Source organism: Luteibacter aegosomatis (assembly GCF_023078455.1).
Taxonomy (GTDB): domain Bacteria; phylum Pseudomonadota; class Gammaproteobacteria; order Xanthomonadales; family Rhodanobacteraceae; genus Luteibacter; species Luteibacter aegosomatis.
Genome location: NZ_CP095740.1, coordinates 4,166,711 through 4,182,814 on the forward strand (window position 1 = coordinate 4,166,711; position 16,104 = coordinate 4,182,814).

23 protein-coding genes are annotated in these 16,104 nt (G+C 67.5%); 6 read left to right on the top strand and 17 right to left on the bottom strand.

Features of this window, described 5'->3' with window-relative positions; translation table 11 throughout:
* Positions 1-50: 50 nt before the first annotated feature.
* From bufA2 to L2Y94_RS18755, 5 genes are all read right to left on the bottom strand, one after another.
* On the bottom strand, positions 51-320 hold the full coding sequence (gene bufA2, locus L2Y94_RS18735; RefSeq protein ID WP_144916261.1) for a BufA2 family periplasmic bufferin-type metallophore: 270 nt from the start codon (positions 318-320) through the stop codon (positions 51-53).
* 82 nt (positions 321-402) lie between these two features.
* A complete protein-coding gene (locus tag L2Y94_RS18740) occupies positions 403-846 on the bottom strand; it encodes a DoxX family protein (RefSeq protein ID WP_247370990.1) in 444 nt (147 codons plus the stop codon).
* The gene (locus tag L2Y94_RS18745) at positions 843-1,583 is read right to left on the bottom strand and encodes an HvfC/BufC N-terminal domain-containing protein (protein ID WP_247370992.1); all 741 of its coding nucleotides are present in this window, start codon (positions 1,581-1,583) and stop codon (positions 843-845) included. The genes L2Y94_RS18740 and L2Y94_RS18745 overlap by 4 nt, the downstream gene beginning before the upstream one ends.
* Positions 1,580-2,413, bottom strand: coding sequence for an MNIO family bufferin maturase (gene bufB / locus L2Y94_RS18750; RefSeq protein ID WP_247370993.1), 834 nt, complete (start codon positions 2,411-2,413; stop codon positions 1,580-1,582). The genes L2Y94_RS18745 and bufB overlap by 4 nt, the downstream gene beginning before the upstream one ends.
* An 11-nt stretch (positions 2,414-2,424) precedes the next feature.
* Positions 2,425-2,700, bottom strand: coding sequence for a BufA1 family periplasmic bufferin-type metallophore (locus tag L2Y94_RS18755; protein WP_247370996.1), 276 nt, complete (start codon positions 2,698-2,700; stop codon positions 2,425-2,427).
* Between the two features lie 170 nt (positions 2,701-2,870).
* On the opposite strand from L2Y94_RS18755, the gene L2Y94_RS18760 reads away from it, so the two are divergent.
* The 4 genes from L2Y94_RS18760 to L2Y94_RS18775 all read left to right on the top strand — a co-directional run bounded on the left by L2Y94_RS18760 (position 2,871) and on the right by L2Y94_RS18775 (position 5,913).
* Complete coding sequence (locus L2Y94_RS18760) at positions 2,871-3,512, top strand: DUF1109 domain-containing protein (RefSeq protein ID WP_247370998.1); 642 nt, start codon at positions 2,871-2,873, stop codon at positions 3,510-3,512.
* A gap of 40 nt (positions 3,513-3,552) precedes the next feature.
* Positions 3,553-4,128, top strand: coding sequence for a sigma-70 family RNA polymerase sigma factor (locus tag L2Y94_RS18765; RefSeq protein ID WP_247371001.1), 576 nt, complete (start codon positions 3,553-3,555; stop codon positions 4,126-4,128).
* Positions 4,125-4,766, top strand: coding sequence for an NrsF family protein (locus tag L2Y94_RS18770; protein WP_247371004.1), 642 nt, complete (start codon positions 4,125-4,127; stop codon positions 4,764-4,766). Before L2Y94_RS18765 ends, L2Y94_RS18770 begins: the two co-directional genes overlap by 4 nt.
* A 211-nt stretch (positions 4,767-4,977) precedes the next feature.
* Entirely contained in the window at positions 4,978-5,913 is a 936-nt protein-coding gene (locus tag L2Y94_RS18775; protein WP_247371007.1) for an MASE1 domain-containing protein, read from the top strand.
* Between the two features lie 25 nt (positions 5,914-5,938).
* Here L2Y94_RS18775 and L2Y94_RS18780 read toward each other — a convergent pair whose 3' ends face one another.
* From L2Y94_RS18780 to L2Y94_RS18830, 11 genes are all read right to left on the bottom strand, one after another.
* The gene (locus L2Y94_RS18780) at positions 5,939-6,373 is read right to left on the bottom strand and encodes a hypothetical protein (RefSeq protein WP_247371010.1); all 435 of its coding nucleotides are present in this window, start codon (positions 6,371-6,373) and stop codon (positions 5,939-5,941) included.
* 576 nt (positions 6,374-6,949) lie between these two features.
* Entirely contained in the window at positions 6,950-7,261 is a 312-nt protein-coding gene (locus L2Y94_RS18785; RefSeq protein ID WP_247371012.1) for a hypothetical protein, read from the bottom strand.
* Positions 7,258-7,611 carry a hypothetical protein gene (locus L2Y94_RS18790; protein WP_247371015.1) on the bottom strand — a complete coding sequence of 118 codons (354 nt, stop codon included), beginning with the start codon at positions 7,609-7,611 and terminating at the stop codon, positions 7,258-7,260. The genes L2Y94_RS18785 and L2Y94_RS18790 overlap by 4 nt, the downstream gene beginning before the upstream one ends.
* Positions 7,608-8,018 (bottom strand): hypothetical protein, encoded by a 411-nt coding sequence (locus tag L2Y94_RS18795; RefSeq protein ID WP_247371017.1) that lies wholly within the window; start codon positions 8,016-8,018, stop codon positions 7,608-7,610. The genes L2Y94_RS18790 and L2Y94_RS18795 overlap by 4 nt, the downstream gene beginning before the upstream one ends.
* A gap of 13 nt (positions 8,019-8,031) precedes the next feature.
* Positions 8,032-8,202, bottom strand: a complete 171-nt coding sequence (locus tag L2Y94_RS18800) for a hypothetical protein (RefSeq protein ID WP_247371020.1) — start codon at positions 8,200-8,202, stop codon at positions 8,032-8,034.
* Positions 8,203-8,205: 3 nt separating this feature from the next.
* A complete protein-coding gene (locus tag L2Y94_RS18805; RefSeq protein ID WP_247371023.1) occupies positions 8,206-8,649 on the bottom strand; it encodes a hypothetical protein in 444 nt (147 codons plus the stop codon).
* Positions 8,650-8,658: 9 nt separating this feature from the next.
* Positions 8,659-8,916 (bottom strand): hypothetical protein, encoded by a 258-nt coding sequence (locus L2Y94_RS18810; protein WP_247371025.1) that lies wholly within the window; start codon positions 8,914-8,916, stop codon positions 8,659-8,661.
* Between the two features lie 62 nt (positions 8,917-8,978).
* Positions 8,979-9,626, bottom strand: a complete 648-nt coding sequence (locus L2Y94_RS18815; RefSeq protein ID WP_247371028.1) for a DUF2589 domain-containing protein — start codon at positions 9,624-9,626, stop codon at positions 8,979-8,981.
* Between the two features lie 70 nt (positions 9,627-9,696).
* A complete protein-coding gene (locus tag L2Y94_RS18820) occupies positions 9,697-10,230 on the bottom strand; it encodes a DUF2589 domain-containing protein (protein ID WP_247371031.1) in 534 nt (177 codons plus the stop codon).
* A 3-nt stretch (positions 10,231-10,233) separates the two neighbouring features.
* Positions 10,234-10,788, bottom strand: coding sequence for a glycoside hydrolase family 108 protein (locus L2Y94_RS18825; protein ID WP_247371034.1), 555 nt, complete (start codon positions 10,786-10,788; stop codon positions 10,234-10,236).
* A gap of 98 nt (positions 10,789-10,886) precedes the next feature.
* Positions 10,887-11,558, bottom strand: coding sequence for a LuxR C-terminal-related transcriptional regulator (locus tag L2Y94_RS18830; protein WP_247375341.1), 672 nt, complete (start codon positions 11,556-11,558; stop codon positions 10,887-10,889).
* Between the two features lie 251 nt (positions 11,559-11,809).
* On the opposite strand from L2Y94_RS18830, the gene L2Y94_RS18835 reads away from it, so the two are divergent.
* Together L2Y94_RS18835 and L2Y94_RS18840 are read left to right on the top strand one after the other, a co-directional pair.
* Positions 11,810-15,076, top strand: a complete 3,267-nt coding sequence (locus tag L2Y94_RS18835; RefSeq protein ID WP_247371036.1) for an nSTAND1 domain-containing NTPase — start codon at positions 11,810-11,812, stop codon at positions 15,074-15,076.
* Positions 15,077-15,081: 5 nt separating this feature from the next.
* The gene (locus L2Y94_RS18840; RefSeq protein ID WP_247371038.1) at positions 15,082-15,456 is read left to right on the top strand and encodes a hypothetical protein; all 375 of its coding nucleotides are present in this window, start codon (positions 15,082-15,084) and stop codon (positions 15,454-15,456) included.
* A gap of 57 nt (positions 15,457-15,513) precedes the next feature.
* Here the strand turns inward: L2Y94_RS18840 and L2Y94_RS18845 are convergent, their stop codons facing one another.
* Positions 15,514-16,023, bottom strand: coding sequence for a hypothetical protein (locus L2Y94_RS18845; RefSeq protein ID WP_247371041.1), 510 nt, complete (start codon positions 16,021-16,023; stop codon positions 15,514-15,516).
* Positions 16,024-16,104 lie beyond the last annotated feature (81 nt).

Sequence of the window (16,104 nt, forward strand, 5' to 3'; positions counted from 1 at the left end):
GGTCGGGAATTCCAGCAGGCCCGGCCGCCGTGGGCGACCGGGCCCATCGATCACTTGGCCGGCGGGGTGGTGCTGCCGCCCTGGGCGGTGCATTCCTTCATGGAGACTTCCTTGAAGCCCTGTCCCTTGCACGAGTTCTGGCCCTTGCAGGCATGGTCGCCGGACTTGCAGTCCGAGGTGCCCTTACAGCTGTTGATGCCGTAGCACTGCACGGTCTTGCCGGCGCCCTTCTCGGCGGCCTGGGCCGGCGTGGAGATGGCGACCGCGGACACGGCGAAGATGGCGGCGGCGGCGGCGATGGTGTGGGTGGCGGTATGCATGGTGGACTCTCCGTTGCTTGGGTTATGCCGTAGTGGCATGGATTGATTCGCGCCTGGCGCGGCGCCGGTTACACGAACGTCGTCAACGAATGCGCAAAACGTGGTCCAGGGAAAGACGACCCGCCCCACGCGCGATGAGATACAGCAGGATCGATGCCCACGACAAGTGCGTAGGCCAGGCATCGGGATAGACGAATACCTCGATCACGGTGGTCATGCCCAGCAGCACCAGGGCGGAACCGCGCGTGAAAAGTCCAAGCACGAGCAGAATCGGCACGATGTTTTCCACGTAGGCCGACAGGTGGGCCGCGATCTCCGGCGGCAGCAGCGGCACCTTGTATTCGGTGCGGAAGAGTTCGTAGGTAGTGTCCTTGATGGAAAGCAGCCCCTCGACCTTGGTCCGGCCCGAAAGGAAGAAGATCGCGGCGATCGATACTCGCGACACCAGGGCGAGCACGTCGTGCGTCAGCAGGGATTCCACGCGGTCGGCCAACGCGTTCCATCGGGTACGCAGGGTCATGTTCATGGATGTGAAGCTCCTTCATGGGCGAATGCGCCGATTCGCAGGCATTCGGAGAGGATGTGGTCGAGGGCGGCATCGGGATGGATGCCGAGGGTGTGCATGGCCGCGTCGGCCAACGTCGCGCCCGTGGCACAGGCATCGATGAAGGCGAGGCTCGGCGATTCGACGGCATGCACCTTCACCGTCATGCCCGCCCGGGCGACCAGGGCGTATTCCGGCCGCCAGGCCAGGTCATCGGCGACCGGCTGGCCTGCCCGGCTCGCCTGCCAGATCGACACGGCAGGCGTCGCCGCGCGAAACGGCCGCAATGCGGGGTGGATCGTGGGCACGACACGCGCGAGCGCGTCGGCAGCGAGCCCATCCCAGTCGGGAGCCGCCGCATCGGCGGCCATGTAGCTTTCCGTCCAGAGGCGATCCAGGCGGGCGACGTCGGCGAGGTAAGGTAACTCCGCCGCAGGGCCGAACGCGGCCAGGAAGGCGGGAAACGTGTCGCCGTAATGGAGCAGCCGCGAATCCCGCGGCGGCTCGGCTTCCGCATACAGTGCGGCCACCGAGCGAAACCAGTCCCGGCCCACGAGGCAGGCGACGGCCGGGAAATTGTCCTCCAGGGCGTCGACGCAACCGCGCATCGTCGTGTTGCGATAGACGTCGAAAGCCGCATGGCGCGACGGTGCAAAGTCGGGATCGTCCGCGTCGAGCGCGTCGACGAACGCCGAATGAAAGGCGGCGAGCTCGCTCATGCGGCCTCCCGCAGGCGGGACATCGCGCGATGCGCGCGGCGACGCTCATCCATCAATCGGTCGAACGCCGGCACGTCACCGTCGCGCTCGATCAACGTGGGAACGCGCCCCGCGCGGGCGATGACACGCTCGTAGAGCGACCACACGGCGTCGTCCACGGCGGCGTCGTGCGAATCGATCAGCAGGCGCCCGTCGCGGGTTTCGTCGACGCCATGGCCCGCCAGATGGATCTCCGTCACCGCTCGCAGGGGAAACGCGTCGAGGTAGTCCTCGGCACGGAAGCCCAGGTTGTGCGCGCTGACGTGAACGTTGTTGACGTCGAGCAGCAACCCGCACCCGCTGCGCGTGGCCAGCTCGGCGAGAAAGTCGGTTTCGCTCCAGGCGTGGCCTTCCAGCGCCACGTAATGCGAGGGATTTTCCACCGAGATCGCACGCCCGAGGGCCTCCTGGGTGCGTTGCACGTTGTCCACCACCCTCGCCAACGCTTCCGCCGTGCGGGGAAACGGCAGCAGGTCGGGCAGGTAACGTCCTTCGTACACCGACCACGCGAGATGTTCGGAAACGAGGGCTGGTCTCACGCGATCCACCAGGCGGCGCAGGCGTGCCAGGTGCGCGGCATCGGGCGGCACCGCCGACCCGAGCGACAGCGACACGCCGTGCAACGAGAGCGGATGGCGTGCGGCGAGCGCATCGAGCATCGCCAGCCGCGGGCCGCCGTCGACCATGTAGTTTTCCGGATGCACTTCCAGCCACACGCCGGCCTCGGTACAGGCCAGGGCCTCGTCCAGGTGCTGCGGCTTGAAGCCGACGCCGGCGGTGAGCGTGGTCATGCGGACGAGCCTCAGGCCTTGCTCTGCTCGAGCGTGCCGTTGCCGTGCGGGGTCTTGATCGAGGTGCAGGTGCCCAGCGGCACGAGCTTCCACGCGTTCTTCTGGAAGTCTTTCTTCGCGGTACCCGCGCAGGTGGTGCCCGGGCCGGCGGCGCAGTCGTTCTGACCGGCCTTCGCGACGCCCCAGCACTTTTCCGAGCCTTGCGGCTTGGCGTCGTCGGCATGGGCGACACCCGCCACGAGGGCGGCGACGGCGAAGGCGAGCGAGGCGGCGTGACGATGGTTCATGGCGATCTCCTTGGGGATGTCCGGGCGGATGCCGGGGTTCGAGGATCCATTCGTCTCGCGGCGGCATCCGGTTACACCGTCATTCCCGCGAAACGCCGGAATCCGGAACCTCGCGGCATGAACATGGACCGAGGTGTAACCAGGCGCCCCGCGCGCACGAATAACCGCTCATGCACACCCGTCACCTCATCGATGTCCTTGCCAGCGACGCGCGCCCCGTGCGCCGGCACGCGGTGGCGACGCGCCTGGCCTGGTCCACGCTGACCGGCATCGGTGTCGCCCTGATCCTGCTGCTCACCTTCGGCGGCATGCGCGGCGATCTCCCCGACGTGCTCGACAACCCGGTCTTCTGGCTGAAATCGCTCTTTCCCGCCAGCGTGGCCACGGCTGCCTTGTTGTTGGCCGCGCGCCTGGGCCGGCCCGGCGCGCGCACGCGGTCGGCCTGGCTGCTGCTGGCGCTGCCCGTACTCGCGGTGTGGTTCGCCGCGGGCTGGGTGCTGGAGTCGGCGCCCCCTTCGCTGCGCATGCCGCTGCTCCTGGGGCAGACCTGGCGCGTGTGCTGCTTCAATATCCTCGCCCTGTCCGTGCCGACCTTCATCGCCACGTTCTGGGCCGTGCGCGGCCTCGCGCCGACGCGGCTCACGCTGGCCGGCATGGGCGCGGGCATCCTCGCCGGCGCCCAGGCCGTGCTGGTCTACACGCTCTACTGCACCGAAATGGCCGCGCCGTTCTGGGCCACGTGGTACGTGCTGGGCATGGCGCTGCCCACGGTGCTCGGCGCCCTGCTCGGCCCGAGGCTCTTGCGATGGTGAGCGCGGCACGGGTATACCGTGCGGCATGGAGACCCTGGCGATGACGACGCGGACCACGGCATCGGCCGGCGTCTCCGCCGCCGAGATCGAACTGCACGGGCGCTTCGTGGCCGGCCTGAGCGGCGACGCCGCGGAGTATCGCCGCTTCCTCGACGGCCTCACGGGATTCCTGCGCGCCTACCTGCGCCGCCGCCTGCCGCGCGCGCTCGACGACGTGGAGGACATCCTCCAGGAAACCCTCCTGGCCGTGCATAACGCCCGGCACACCTATCGCGAGGACCAGCCGCTCACGGCCTGGGTCCACGCCATCGCCCGCTACAAGCTCATGGATTTTTTCCGCGCCCACGCTCGCCGAGAGGCACTGCACGAGCCGATCGACGACGACCCGCGCATCTTCGTCGACGCCGACACCGAGCCCGCCGACGCCCGCCGCGACGTCGGCCGCCTGCTCGAAGGGCTGCCCGACCGTCACCGCGTGCCCATCGAGATGGTGAAAATCCAGGGCCTTTCCGTGGCCGAGACCGCCCAGCGCACCGGGATGTCCGAGTCGGCGGTGAAGGTGGGCGTGCACCGGGGCCTGAAGGCGCTGGCCGCCGCCCTGCGAGGCAGCTTATGAAAACCGACGACCTGATTTCGATGCTCGCCCGCGAGGCACCGGCGGTGGACCACCGCGTGCCCGCGCGCCGCTACGCCACCGCCGTGCTCACCGGCGCGGCCGGCGCCGTGCTGCTGATGGCGTGCCTGCTGGGCCTGCGCCCCGACCTCGGCGCCGCCGTGCGCCTGCCCATGTTCTGGTTCCGCCTGGGCTACGCCGCCACCATCGGCACCGCCGCGCTGTGGCTGGTCATCCGGCTCGCCCGTCCGGGCGCCACGGTCGGCTCGCGCTGGGCGGCGGTGGCGGCGCCGATCGCCGCGGCCTGGGCCGCCGCCGCGGCCATCCTCGCCCGCACGGCCGCCGACGAGCGCGTGGCGGCCTGGTTGGGGCATACCTGGAAGGTCTGTCCCGTCCTCATCGGCATCCTCTCGATACCGGCCTTCGTCGCCATGATGTGGGCGGTGCGGGGCATGGCCCCGACCCGGCCCCGGGTGGCCGGTGCCGCCACCGGCCTGTTCGCGGGGGCCACGGCCACGGTCGCCTACTGCCTGCACTGCCCCGAGATGGCTCCGCCGTTCTGGGCGTTCTGGTACCTGGTGGGCATGCTCGTCCCGGCGGCCGTCGGCGCGCTCGCCGGCCGCCGCCTGCTGCGCTGGTAAGTCGCCCGGCGAGTCCATCAATCCCGGCGCCAAATCGGCAAACGTGAACGCGGCCCCCTAAAGCCCGATGGCGGCGAGGCCGATGAACCTTCAGACTATAGGCGTCGTCGTATTCGGGCCGCTCCCGCGTCCGCCGGCGCAGTAGGCCGGCCGTCGGGCACCCCTCGACGACCGCCCCTGTTTGGACCGCTGTTCAGGACGAGGGCGCCACGTGATCGGAAAATTCAAGGATCCGTCCATCTGGGGACCCCACCTCGCGGTGGCGGCTGCCTATGCGGCTTGCTACGAGGTGGTGCGGTATTTCTCATTTACCCACTGGATGATCACGGCGGGCCTTCGCCTGGGTTGCCTCTTGCTCGTACAGCGACGCTTCTGGCCGGCGCTCGTTCTCGGCGAATTCTTGCCCATCGCAGAAAAGATTTTCTTGGGAGGCGCCCCGTTCGGCGCGGCCTGGGCATCGATCGCCACGATTCCCCCGATCCTCCTGTGCGCCCCGGTTTTCGCGCTGCTGCATAAGCATATGCCGCTCATTCGCGAAGACGGCCGAGCGAACATGGTCATGATCCTCACTGCCGCCCTCGTATGCGCAGGAGCCACCACTGGCATTGGCTCCATGGCGCTATCGGTGATCGTGATGCCGGATGGCAGCACGCCTCCCCCGGTCTCCATGCGGATCGTGCTGGCGTGGCTGCTCGGCAATTACCTTGGAGCGCTTACGATCGTTCCCACCGTTCTTGCGTTGCGCGAGCGCATCATGCGCATCGATGGACCACTCACGTGGGCTCACGTGTGGCATAGCCCACTGCTCAGGGAAATTCTTTGCGTAGAGGGCCCCATCCTGATCGCCTTGCTCGCGGCTGTGCATTTCGTTGGCGGTAACACCACCCCCTACATGCGCATGGCCATGGTGATTCCAGTCGTCCTTCTGGCGGTAAGGCATGGCTGGCACGGCGCGGCCATCGGCGGGATGCTGGCCAGCGTAGCACTTGCGGGGAGCGCCATCGCCACCCGTGATCCATCTATGATCCCGGCCCAGGTCACGCTTGCCTTCGCCATTTCCACATCGCTTCTGCTCGGACTGCGAGTAAAGGAACGTCGTGCCGTAGCCAAGCAAGCCGATGCACGGATCAACCCCGTAACGCGTTGATCCGTGCATCTCCCTCACGCTTTTATCAGCGGAAGGCTCCCGTGCATTCGACCGGATGTTCAGCGCATGTCACTGGCGCGGCCATCAGGCGCATCGTGCCGTCCGGTTGCGGTGCAGCAAACACCGTGATGCTATTTCCCTGATACACCGTCTCACCCGCCGTGCTCGCAGGCGCGGGCATCGGCTCGTCAGGCGTAGCGAGTTCCGCCGTACCGATCGGCAAGCCGACGAGGCTATAAGGCGTGCGGGCAAACGCACCACGCACGTTACCGTTGGCGTCGTTGACCTGGATATAACGTGTATTGCCACGCTGGAACACGTAGACGTGGTAGTTCGGGCTCGAGCTGACGTCCGTGGCATTCGGCCAGGACTGTCCCAGACCACTGATGGCCTGCTGCGCATTGGCGGAGAACGGAACGGCAATGAGGGACGCGAGAAGAAGGGCGGAAAGGGTACGCATGGGAGTTCTCCTGGAGCGATGGGAGGGGTGACCGACGCTGGACGTCGGCACGAGAACGCCAGCCCGCCCTTCCAAAAAGAGCGGCTGGCATAAGCACTTTCCTGCAACTGCACCTCAGTTTTGGAGGTGATGCCGATTACGCGCATGTTTCAGGTCAAATGAAAGCACCCGAAAACGGCCGAAATCCGTCCTCCTGCAGGAGGGACAAGCATATGTCCGACGGGTGTCGCGGCCTGAGACCGAACGGAAAAGGGTAATTGGGCCTGGATAAACGCTTCCCGACCGGTCATCGGGCCAACTCCTAACCCACCTGCCGAAACGCTGAGTCCGGCGCCGGAGTGACCGGCCCGTCCCCCATGACCGGGCCGAATCCACATACGCCTTCCCCGGTCGCCGAAGCGTTCCTACCGGAGGGGTGGGAGCCGATCGCATCGGCGAAAGGCGCTCGCCACGAAGCGTGACGTGCCCGCACCCTCGGTGACCTCGGCGCAAAAAAAACAAACCCTCACCGCATCGATGATGCGGCGAGGGTTAGCGGACGCGGTTCCCTCCTGCCAACGGCAGGGAGCGGACAGGTCAACCCGCGTGCTGCGCGTCGACGGAAAGGCCCTTTCGGCGGCGCCTTGCGCGCCACGTCCAGCGAAGCATCATCGCCGCGGCGCCGACATTGACGATGGCTTCGCCAGGCCAGACGTCGCCGTAGCTGAAGCCGCGGAAGTCGGTGAGCGCGGCGAGCATGCCCGCCGTGTTCACGGCACCGCCGCAGGCGATCAGGGCGCAGTAGATCCTGACCACGCGCGACATGCTCGGCTCGGTGAGCAGCCACATGCCGCACAGGCACATGGAGAAGTTGCAGACGAGGTTGATCGCCATCGTGACGTCGGTCATGGCTTGTCGCCCCCCGCGATGCGGTCGATCACGCGGTTGGCGATGGATTCGCCACGCGTGTCGATCAGGCGCTGCGCCAGGCTGGCGAGCTTCAGCCCGAAGAAGCCGATCAGGAACGACACCCCGGCCTGCACCTCGGCCGCCGAGTCGGGCATGAAGCGGCGTTCGAGGGCCGGCGCCAGGAAGATCGCCATCAGCGCGCCGCACACGACCTGCACGATGGCCCGCTTGCGCGAAGGTTCGTCGCTGAGCGCCACCGGCAGGATGGCGCCGCCCACGGCGGCGAGGAGCAGCCAGAAGCGGGTGAACAGCATGGGATCCATCGAGTTCATCGCCTTCTCCCCGATCATGGCGCGGCGGGTTCCAGGTCGGCCTGCCAGTGGCGCACGCCGTCCCTGGTTTTCTCGTCGATCGTCAGATGGAGCTTCCGGTCCGCCGACGAGGTCATGGCCATCCGGCCCGTCGCACTGAGGTTGTTGCAAGGTTGCCCGCCGGCAACGGATACGCCGAAGGCGTAGATGGCGGCGTCCTGCTGCTTGCCGGCGTACTTGCCGCCGATGCGGCAGTCGTAGGGACTGCCGAAGCGCACGTCGGCCGCATCGCCCTGGAACGCGACGTCGATGCGCACCGGCTTCCCGCCGACCTGCGCGGCGCCCTTCCATGCTCCCGCCGGCACCGCCTGGGCGAGCGCGATGGAGGAAGCCAACGCCAGCGCCAGCGCACCGGTCCACGTCACCACGGTCTTGATTTGGTACATCGAGGTTCTCCTTTCAGGAATAGAGCAGGAAGATGCCGACCGCCATCGCGGCGGCAAGGCAAAGGGCGAGTCCGGCGGCGATCCACGCGCCCCTGGACGCCGGCGGGGAAAGCGGCTCGTCCAGGCAATCGGTCAAGGCCGATTCCCATTCGGGCGGCACGCGAATTTCGGTAAGGCGATCCATGCGTCAGTCTCCGGTAAGCGAGGGAAAGGCCACCACGCGCCCGTCCAGCTCTACGCGCGGGCGCCAGGCGTCGACGGCACGATAGGTAATGCGCAGGCGGTGCGCTCGCTCGCGCGAGAACCAGCGGCGCCGGCGCCGGCCGAGTTCCACGATGAGCTCGGCTGGATCGCCACGGCGCGGTCGCCGGTAACGCAGCAGGCAGTCGAACTCCAGCGACATCAGCGACACGTGCGGTTGCCCGCGATCACGGAACATCGCCATCGGAATCACCACCGACTCCAGCGGCGCATCGGGCGAGGGATCGGCCGGCACGTCCACGCGAAGGGCATGGCCTTCGGCGGCGTCGCCGGCGCGTATCGCGTCGCGACGCGCGCGCAGGGATTCGTTCGCCGCTTCCACGGCATGGCGAAGCGCGTACAGCAAGGCATCCAGCGCACAGGCGGCCATGGCGTGCTCCTAGTCCTTGATCCAGCCGGGCTTGCGCGGAAAGCCCACGTGGTAGCAGAGCCACTGCAACACCACCTGGTGCTCGCCGATCTGCAGGATGTTGAAGCTCTTCTCGATGCCGACGATGCACCCTTTCGGCGTATCGGTGAGGCATCGGTTGAGCAGTTCCTGGGCTTCCCCGATCTTTTCGGCGGACGCCATCTGGTTGGGGTTGTCGCTGCCGACGACCACGCGCTTGATGTATTTCACTTCGGTGAGGTCGAACATCGAAAACTCCCGGGGAAGAGATCGCGACGCCACGAGGGGCGTCGCGAAACACGACGGTGGCGTCAGTCGACCTTGGCGGGCTTGTTGGCGTCGGCGGCGACCGGCACCGGCGCACCGACCTTGCGCGGGGCGCAGGCGGTCTGCAGGATGTCCATCACCCGTGCCAGGCCTTCGGGCATGCCCTTGTCCTCGGCGTGCACGGCCACGTGGTACTTGGCCGAGTTGTCGGAAGTACGGGTGTTTTCCTTGTGCGTGGCGACCGAACCGGCCACGTGCACCTTCGCGGAAAACACGCCCCAGCCGATGGACATGTCGGCGGAGAACTCGGCCTTCTTGTCTTCCGATTCCTTCTGGCTGAAGGACGACTTCACTTCCATGTCGAAGGTGACGTCGACGGTGGTGATGCTCAGGTTGGGCACCTTCACGATGGCCAGCAACGGGACTTCCAGCTCGACCTCTTCCTCGGCGATGCCGGCGCCGGTGGGATCGTCCACGGGACGCTTGAAGCGGAACTGCGCGGTGCGCGTGGCACCGACGCCGGTGGGGTCGTTGGCCGCCGGCGGCAGGAAACCGATCACCTTGATGAAGTCGGCGGTGGCCTGGGCAAGCTTGACCTGGGCTTCGCAGGCGGCACTCAACGGCGAACCGATGAGGTCCGCCATGGGCAGGCCCTTGAACTGACTGGACATGTTGACGAGTTCGTCAGCCATGGTGTCTCTCCTTTTACGTTACATGGCGCGACAAGCCGGATGCTGCCGCGGTTCGAAACGGCGTACCGGATCAGTCGCCGGGTTTGAACGTCTTGAAGACTCCCTGGGTCTGCGCGAGGTGGTTCATCAACCGCGCGGCGCCGTCGGTGGGTTCGCTGCCTTCCACGCGCAACACCACGTGCACCGCGCCGGCCTTGTCCTTCGCGCCGAGCGAGGTATCCACGCGCACATAGGGTTTGCTCGGCCTCTGCTTCACGCGCCAGCCGTGCGACGGATCGGGCGGCGTGCCGGATGCTTCGTCGGGCAAGGGCTCCCCCGCGTCGATCAGGCTGCCCAGGTCGGCATCGAAACGGATTTCCACGTCCTTGATGCGCAATACGTTGGTCGATACCAGCGGCAGGATCGGTGCGCGATAGAGGTCTTCGTCGCCCTCGTCGGCGCCGTGCTGGATCGACGGCATGCGGATCACGACGCTCTTGGGACGGTTGTCTTCGTCGAAGAAGTCGGACAGGTGCGCCATCTGGTGCTGTTCGATGCGATCCTGCGCATCGGTCACCGCGCCGGCCAGGGCTTCGATCAGGTCGTTGAGCGAGGTCGAGGCCATCGGTCAGGCTTCCTTCGGGTCGGGCGCGTAAGTGAACGACTCGGTCCGGTTGAGCCAGCCCTTGAGGAACTTGTTCAACGCCGGCTTCTGCGTGGCGAGATGGGTGTAGTAATCCTTGCGCCCTTGCTTGAAGCGGGCGAACACCTCGGCCGACTTCGCCGCGTTCACGGCGGCCAGCGTGCCCTTGCCGACCACGCCATCCACGGTCAGCTTCGGCGAGGCGCCGAGGTCGTTGAGCACGCCCTGCAGGAGCTTCGCGGAACGGTTGCCCGCGTTCACCTGAAAATCGAACACGATGTTCGCCAGCGACTGGTTCCTGATCGCGTCACCGCCGATCGCGTCCCAGTATTGTTTCTTGTAGATCTTTCCCGCCTGCTCGTCGGTGAGCGCGCGGAGGTTTTCCAGCGTCGGCTCCACGCCGAGCAACGCCGAGGCGTAGAGCCGGAAGGTCGCGAGGGTCACGCCCTTGTTGGTGGCGCCGCCCGGATCGGCCGGGTCGTTGACGAAGCCCCCCTCGTGCTTGAGCAGGGTCGGGAAAAAGCTGTCGAAGTCGGCCATCGCCGTGGTCTCCCCAGTGCGGCGCGACGGCGCCGGTGTGGGTTTACTATCCCCGCCGGCGGGTTCGCGATGGATCGGTAAAAGCCTGATCGCGGCGCTCAGGAATCCTGATCGGGCACGCCGGGCTCGAGTACGGTGAGGCCTTCGCGCAAGGCGTAGCGCGTGAGCTGCGCGATACCCTGCAGGCCGAGCTTGCCCATGATGTGTTCGCGGTGGGTCCCCACCGTCTTGATGCTCACGTGCAGGCGCTCGGCGATGTCGCGCGTCGACAAGCCTTCGGCGAACAGCTGGGTGATCTCGCGTTCGCGTGCGCTCAGGCCGGGAGCCATGCCCACGGTGGGTACGTCGCGGCGGCGCAGCCCGTCGACCAGCACGTGGGCGATGTCGGGGCTGACGAAGTACTTCGTGCGCAGCACCGCTTCGATGCCTTCGGACAGCACGCCATAGCCGTCCCGCTTCAACACGTAGCCGTGCGCGCCCGCGTCGAAGGCGGCGCGCACCCAGCGCGAGTCCTCGTAGGCGGACAGGCAGAGCATGCGCGTTTCCGGACAGCGCGGCGCCAATCTCCGCGCCGCTTCGAGCCCGCTGAGCCCGCGCATGGCACAGTCGAAAATCAGCAGGCGGGGCTGCAGTCGCAGCGCCATGCGCACGCATTCACGCCCGTCGCCGGTACTGCCCACGACGTTGAACCTTGAGGTCGCCAGAAGCAGGGAGGCCAGGCCGTCGCGCAGCAAGCCGTGCTCGTCGGCCAGGAGAACGGTGACCGGCATCACGGGCATGCTCCCGTCACGAGGTGTGAGCCGTTCACGACATGCGGGGCGCGGGCATGTGACAGAATGCGGCCGGCATGGCCGCCGACGGGGGTGAATCCATGCATGGGGGAAGTCCCGGAAGCGAAAGGTGGGCGCACCTTGGGGCCGCGTGGCCGCGGCATCCTTCCGGAATTCTTACGGTCTCGAAAATCTAGGCCTGGCAGGCATTTACCGAAGCTTCGGAACGCACCGACGCCAGGATGGGAAACATGCGTAGCCAGGATGATCCGACGTTCTTCCGTTTCGGCGACTGGACCGTGCGCCCTGCCGAACGCACGATCGAGCGTGACGGCGAGCGGCACGTCCTGGAGCCCAAGCTGATCGACGTACTCACCTACCTCGCCCGTTCGGACGGCGCCGTGGTGAGTACCGAGCAGTTGCTCACCCATTGCTGGCGCGGCACGTTCTACGGCGACAACCCGGTGCACAAGACCGTCGCGCTGCTGCGCAAGTCGTTGAAGGACGATGCGCGATCGCCGCGTTACATCGCCACGGTGCGCAAGCGCGGATACCAGGCGATCGCCCGCGTCGTCTTCGCCGACGGCCGCGAACGTGACGGCGTGGCTCGCGGCAGCTGGCGTGGCGGCTCGCCTTTTCGCGGACTGCTCGCTTTCGGCAACGACGACAGCCACATTTTCTTCGGGCGCATGCGCGCTGCCGCCGACGTACTGCGGATGATCCGTCGCAGCCATCGCGAAGGGTGCGGCTTCATCCTCCTCGCCGGACCCAGCGGCTGCGGCAAGTCGTCCCTGGTGCAGGCGGCCATCGTGCCTGCGCTCACCGATGCCGCGGGCTACGACGGCCTGCGGGCCGCGGCCTCCACGGCTCTCATCGCCCGCACGCCCGCGAGCACGCCCCTGGAATCGCTGTCCGCCGCGCTGTGCCGTCTTTACGTCGGCACGCGCCCGGTGTTCGTCGACACCGAGCGCCCCGCCCTCCTGCGCGCGCTCGCCGACGACCTGCCCTTCGTATCCCGGCGCATCGAGACCGAACTGCAGCGCCGGCAGGGTGAGGTCGTGCTGCTCGTGATCGACGCCCTCGAAGGCCTGACCGCGCTGCCGCCGGCCGATGTCGCGCCGCTGCTCAAAGCCGTGGATCACCTCGCGCGAAGCGGTTCGATGTTGGTGGTCGCCACCTGCCGCAACGATTTCTACCCTGCGCTGATGGCGATGCCCACGCTGCGCGCGCTGAAACAGGACGGCGGCAGCTACGACCTGGCGCCCCCCACGCCTGGGGAAATGGCGCAGATGATCCGGTTGCCGGCGCATGCCGCGGACCTGCGTTTCGGTCGCGATCCAAGGGATGCGCGCCAGCTCGACGACGTGCTGCTGGATGCCGCCTGTCGCGACACGGGCAGCCTGCCCTTGCTGCAATACACGCTGCAGGCGCTCTACGAGGCACGCGATGCCGACGGCGTGCTCACCTTCGACGCCTATGTCGCCCTGGGCGGACTCGAAGGCGCACTGGCCAGTCGTGCGGAACGCATCCATGCCGGCCTGGACGCCCGTGCGGCGCGTGCCTTTCCGCGCCTGCTCCATCGCCTGGTGGCGGTGTCCGGCGATGGCGACCACGCCACCGCCCGCACCGTGCGATGGAGCGACATCGACGACGACGAACGGCATGCGCTGCGACAGCTCGTGGACGGCCGCCTCATCGTCAGCCTGCTCGAAAACGACGAGCCCTGCTTCACGGTGGCCCACGAAGCCCTGCTCAGGCATTGGCCCCGCGTGGTGGACTGGTTGCGCGCCCATCGCGCCTCGCTGCGTGCACGGGCACGCATCGCCGAGATGAGTCGCCGCTGGGCCACCGAAGGCCGCCGTCGTGAGCATCTGATTCCGCGCGGCCACCTGCTTGCCGACGCGCGGCACCTGATACGCGACGCCCAGCCACCGCTTCCCGCCGCGCATGGCGCCTTCGTGCGAGCTTCGCTGCGCCATGCACGCCTGGGCCTCTTCGTGCTCGCCGCGATGGCGGCGTCGATCGGCTGCCTGGCCGTGTTCTCGTCCGTGGCCGCCGTGGACGCGCGGCGGGCGGGAAAGCACGCCGAGGCGCGACGCGCCGATGCGGAGGGCTTGCTCGATTTCATGCTCGGCGACATGTACGAGCGCCTGGACGCACTCGGCCGCCTCGACCTGCTCGACGAAGTGACCCGCCGCGCGATGACGGTGCTCGGCCACGACTGGAAGACCGACGAGCCCGATGCCGTACTGCGTCAGGCACGCGCGCTGCGCAAGATCGGCGAGATCCGTTATGCCCGCGCGGACATGGACGCCGCCACGCGGGCGCTCGTCTCGGCTGCCACGAGCCTCGACCGCCTGATCGCCCGGCACCCCGGGCTCGCCACCGCCTATACCGAGCGCGGCAAGGTCGCCTTCTGGCATGCGCAGATCGCATCGGCCCATGGACGTGCCGACGAGGCCACGACGCTCTGGCGCGCCTACCTCACCGACGCCACGCATCGCGCCGCGCTCGAACCGGACGATCCCGATGCGTGGCTCGAACTGTCCTATGCCCACAACAGCCTCGGCACGGCCGCGTTCCGCGCCGGACGCGGCGACGAGGCCCTCGATCGTTTCCAGGCATCGGCCGCGCTGAAGCGGCGCGTGCTCGCCATGCGGCCCGGCGATCGCACCGTATGGCTCGAACAGGCCGACACCGTGAGTTGGGTGGCGAACGTCGAGCAACAGCGCGGGCAGCTGGCCAAGGCACTGGTCGACCTGCGCGAAGAACGCGCCGCGGTACAGGCGGCCCGCGACGCCGGCGACGCGACCAACCTCTGGCTTTACCGGCGCGCGCTGTCCGACCTGCACCTCGCCCGTGCACAGGCCGACTTGGGCTTGGTCGCCGAAGCCGACGCCAGCTACGCGAGCGCGGCCACCACGTTCGGCCAACTGGTGCGCGACGCGCCGGACAACCGCAACTGGCAACGCGACCTCGCCCTCGTGCGCTCCCAGCAGGGCTGGCTCGCCTTCGGCACGGGCGACGCGGCCCTCGCGTTGCGACGCTTCGCCGACGCCGGCCGCCTGCTGCGCGGCCTGTTGCGCATCGATGCGCGCGTGGCCGACTGGCGCAACCTGCTGGCGGTGAACCGCACCTGGGAAGGCGCCGCGCAGTTGCGTGAAGGTCATCTCGCGGCCTCGGCGGAGGCCATCGACGAAGCCCTCTCCCTCTTCGGCGATGCCCCGTCCGAAGCCGCACGCGTGCTGCGTGCGGGGACCGAGATCGTCGCGGGCGAAGTCGCCCGCGCGCGCGGGGACGAGTCGCGGGCCCTGGGCCACTGGCGGGCGGCCATCGCGGAGCTCCGTCCCCGCGCCCTGCATGGTGCGGACCCGAGGGTTCTGGATCCGTACGTGCGCGTGTGTCTGCTGACCGGCCATGCCGACGCCGCCTCCCCCTCCCTGGAACGCCTGCGCGCATCGGGTTACCGCGCGCCGGCATTCGAGTCGTTCGTCCACTCCCAACCCAAGGAACGTTGAGCACCATGAACGAAATCGAAGTCACCCTCACCATCGACGAAACCCTGCCGGGCTTCGGCAACGATCGCGGGCGCAAATACAACTACGTGTTCAATCCCGAGCGCGTGCACGTCATCGAACGCGATACGCGTATCGTCTATCGACTCTCGGGCTGCGACCTGAAGCGTTTCCGCATGACCGACATCTACACGACCGATGCGGAAAACCAGTTCGGCAAGCCCGAGGTCATCGAGAACGGCGCGGCCATCGCGATCACCCATGCCAACAAGGTCAAACGCCTGACCGAGTTGCTGGTGATGGTCGCGGTCAATGCCGACGGCGACGAGCCGGATACGCTCGGTCTCGATCCGCAGGTCACCAACGACCCGCCCCCGGGTTGATGCGCTTGTGATGAAGTGGCCCCTCCCTAGGGGAGGGGCCGTCGGCTTTCCATGCCGTTAGGCCGTCCAGTCCCAACCCTTGTGATCGGCGAACGCCGCGGTCAGCTCGCTCGTACTGCTGTTCGACTTGCAGGTGAGGTAACGCTTCGGCTTGCCATCCTTGCCACCCATGCCCTCGTCGCGATGGGAGAAGACGGTGAGCTTCACGTTGTCGCCGTACCTGGCCTTCACCAACGGAGGGATCTGGTGCAGGCACCCCTTGTACCCGCTCTTTTCGCAGGGGGTCAGGGTGCAATCGATCTCGATATGGTCGATGGAAGCGGTCTTCGAACCACACTTCGCCTGCAGTTCGGCCAGCGAGAGCAACTTCCTCTGAGCCCAGAACTCGCGGTCGGGATGGTTCTCGGCCGACTCTCCCGTGCTCGCCGATTCGGTCTGCGGCCCGATCGCCACCGCCACGTCGTTGGACATGACGGCATGCGCCACGTATTGCACCCTTCCCTTGGCCGTGAAATCGGAGACCGCCCTGTAGATCACTCCACCGTACGCCGTTCTTGACCTGTCCATGCCGCACCTCCTCGGTTGTTGGTAAGGGATAGGCTAGGCACCGGCGAGCGGGGCAGGTATCGGGATTTTCCTGACTCGCGA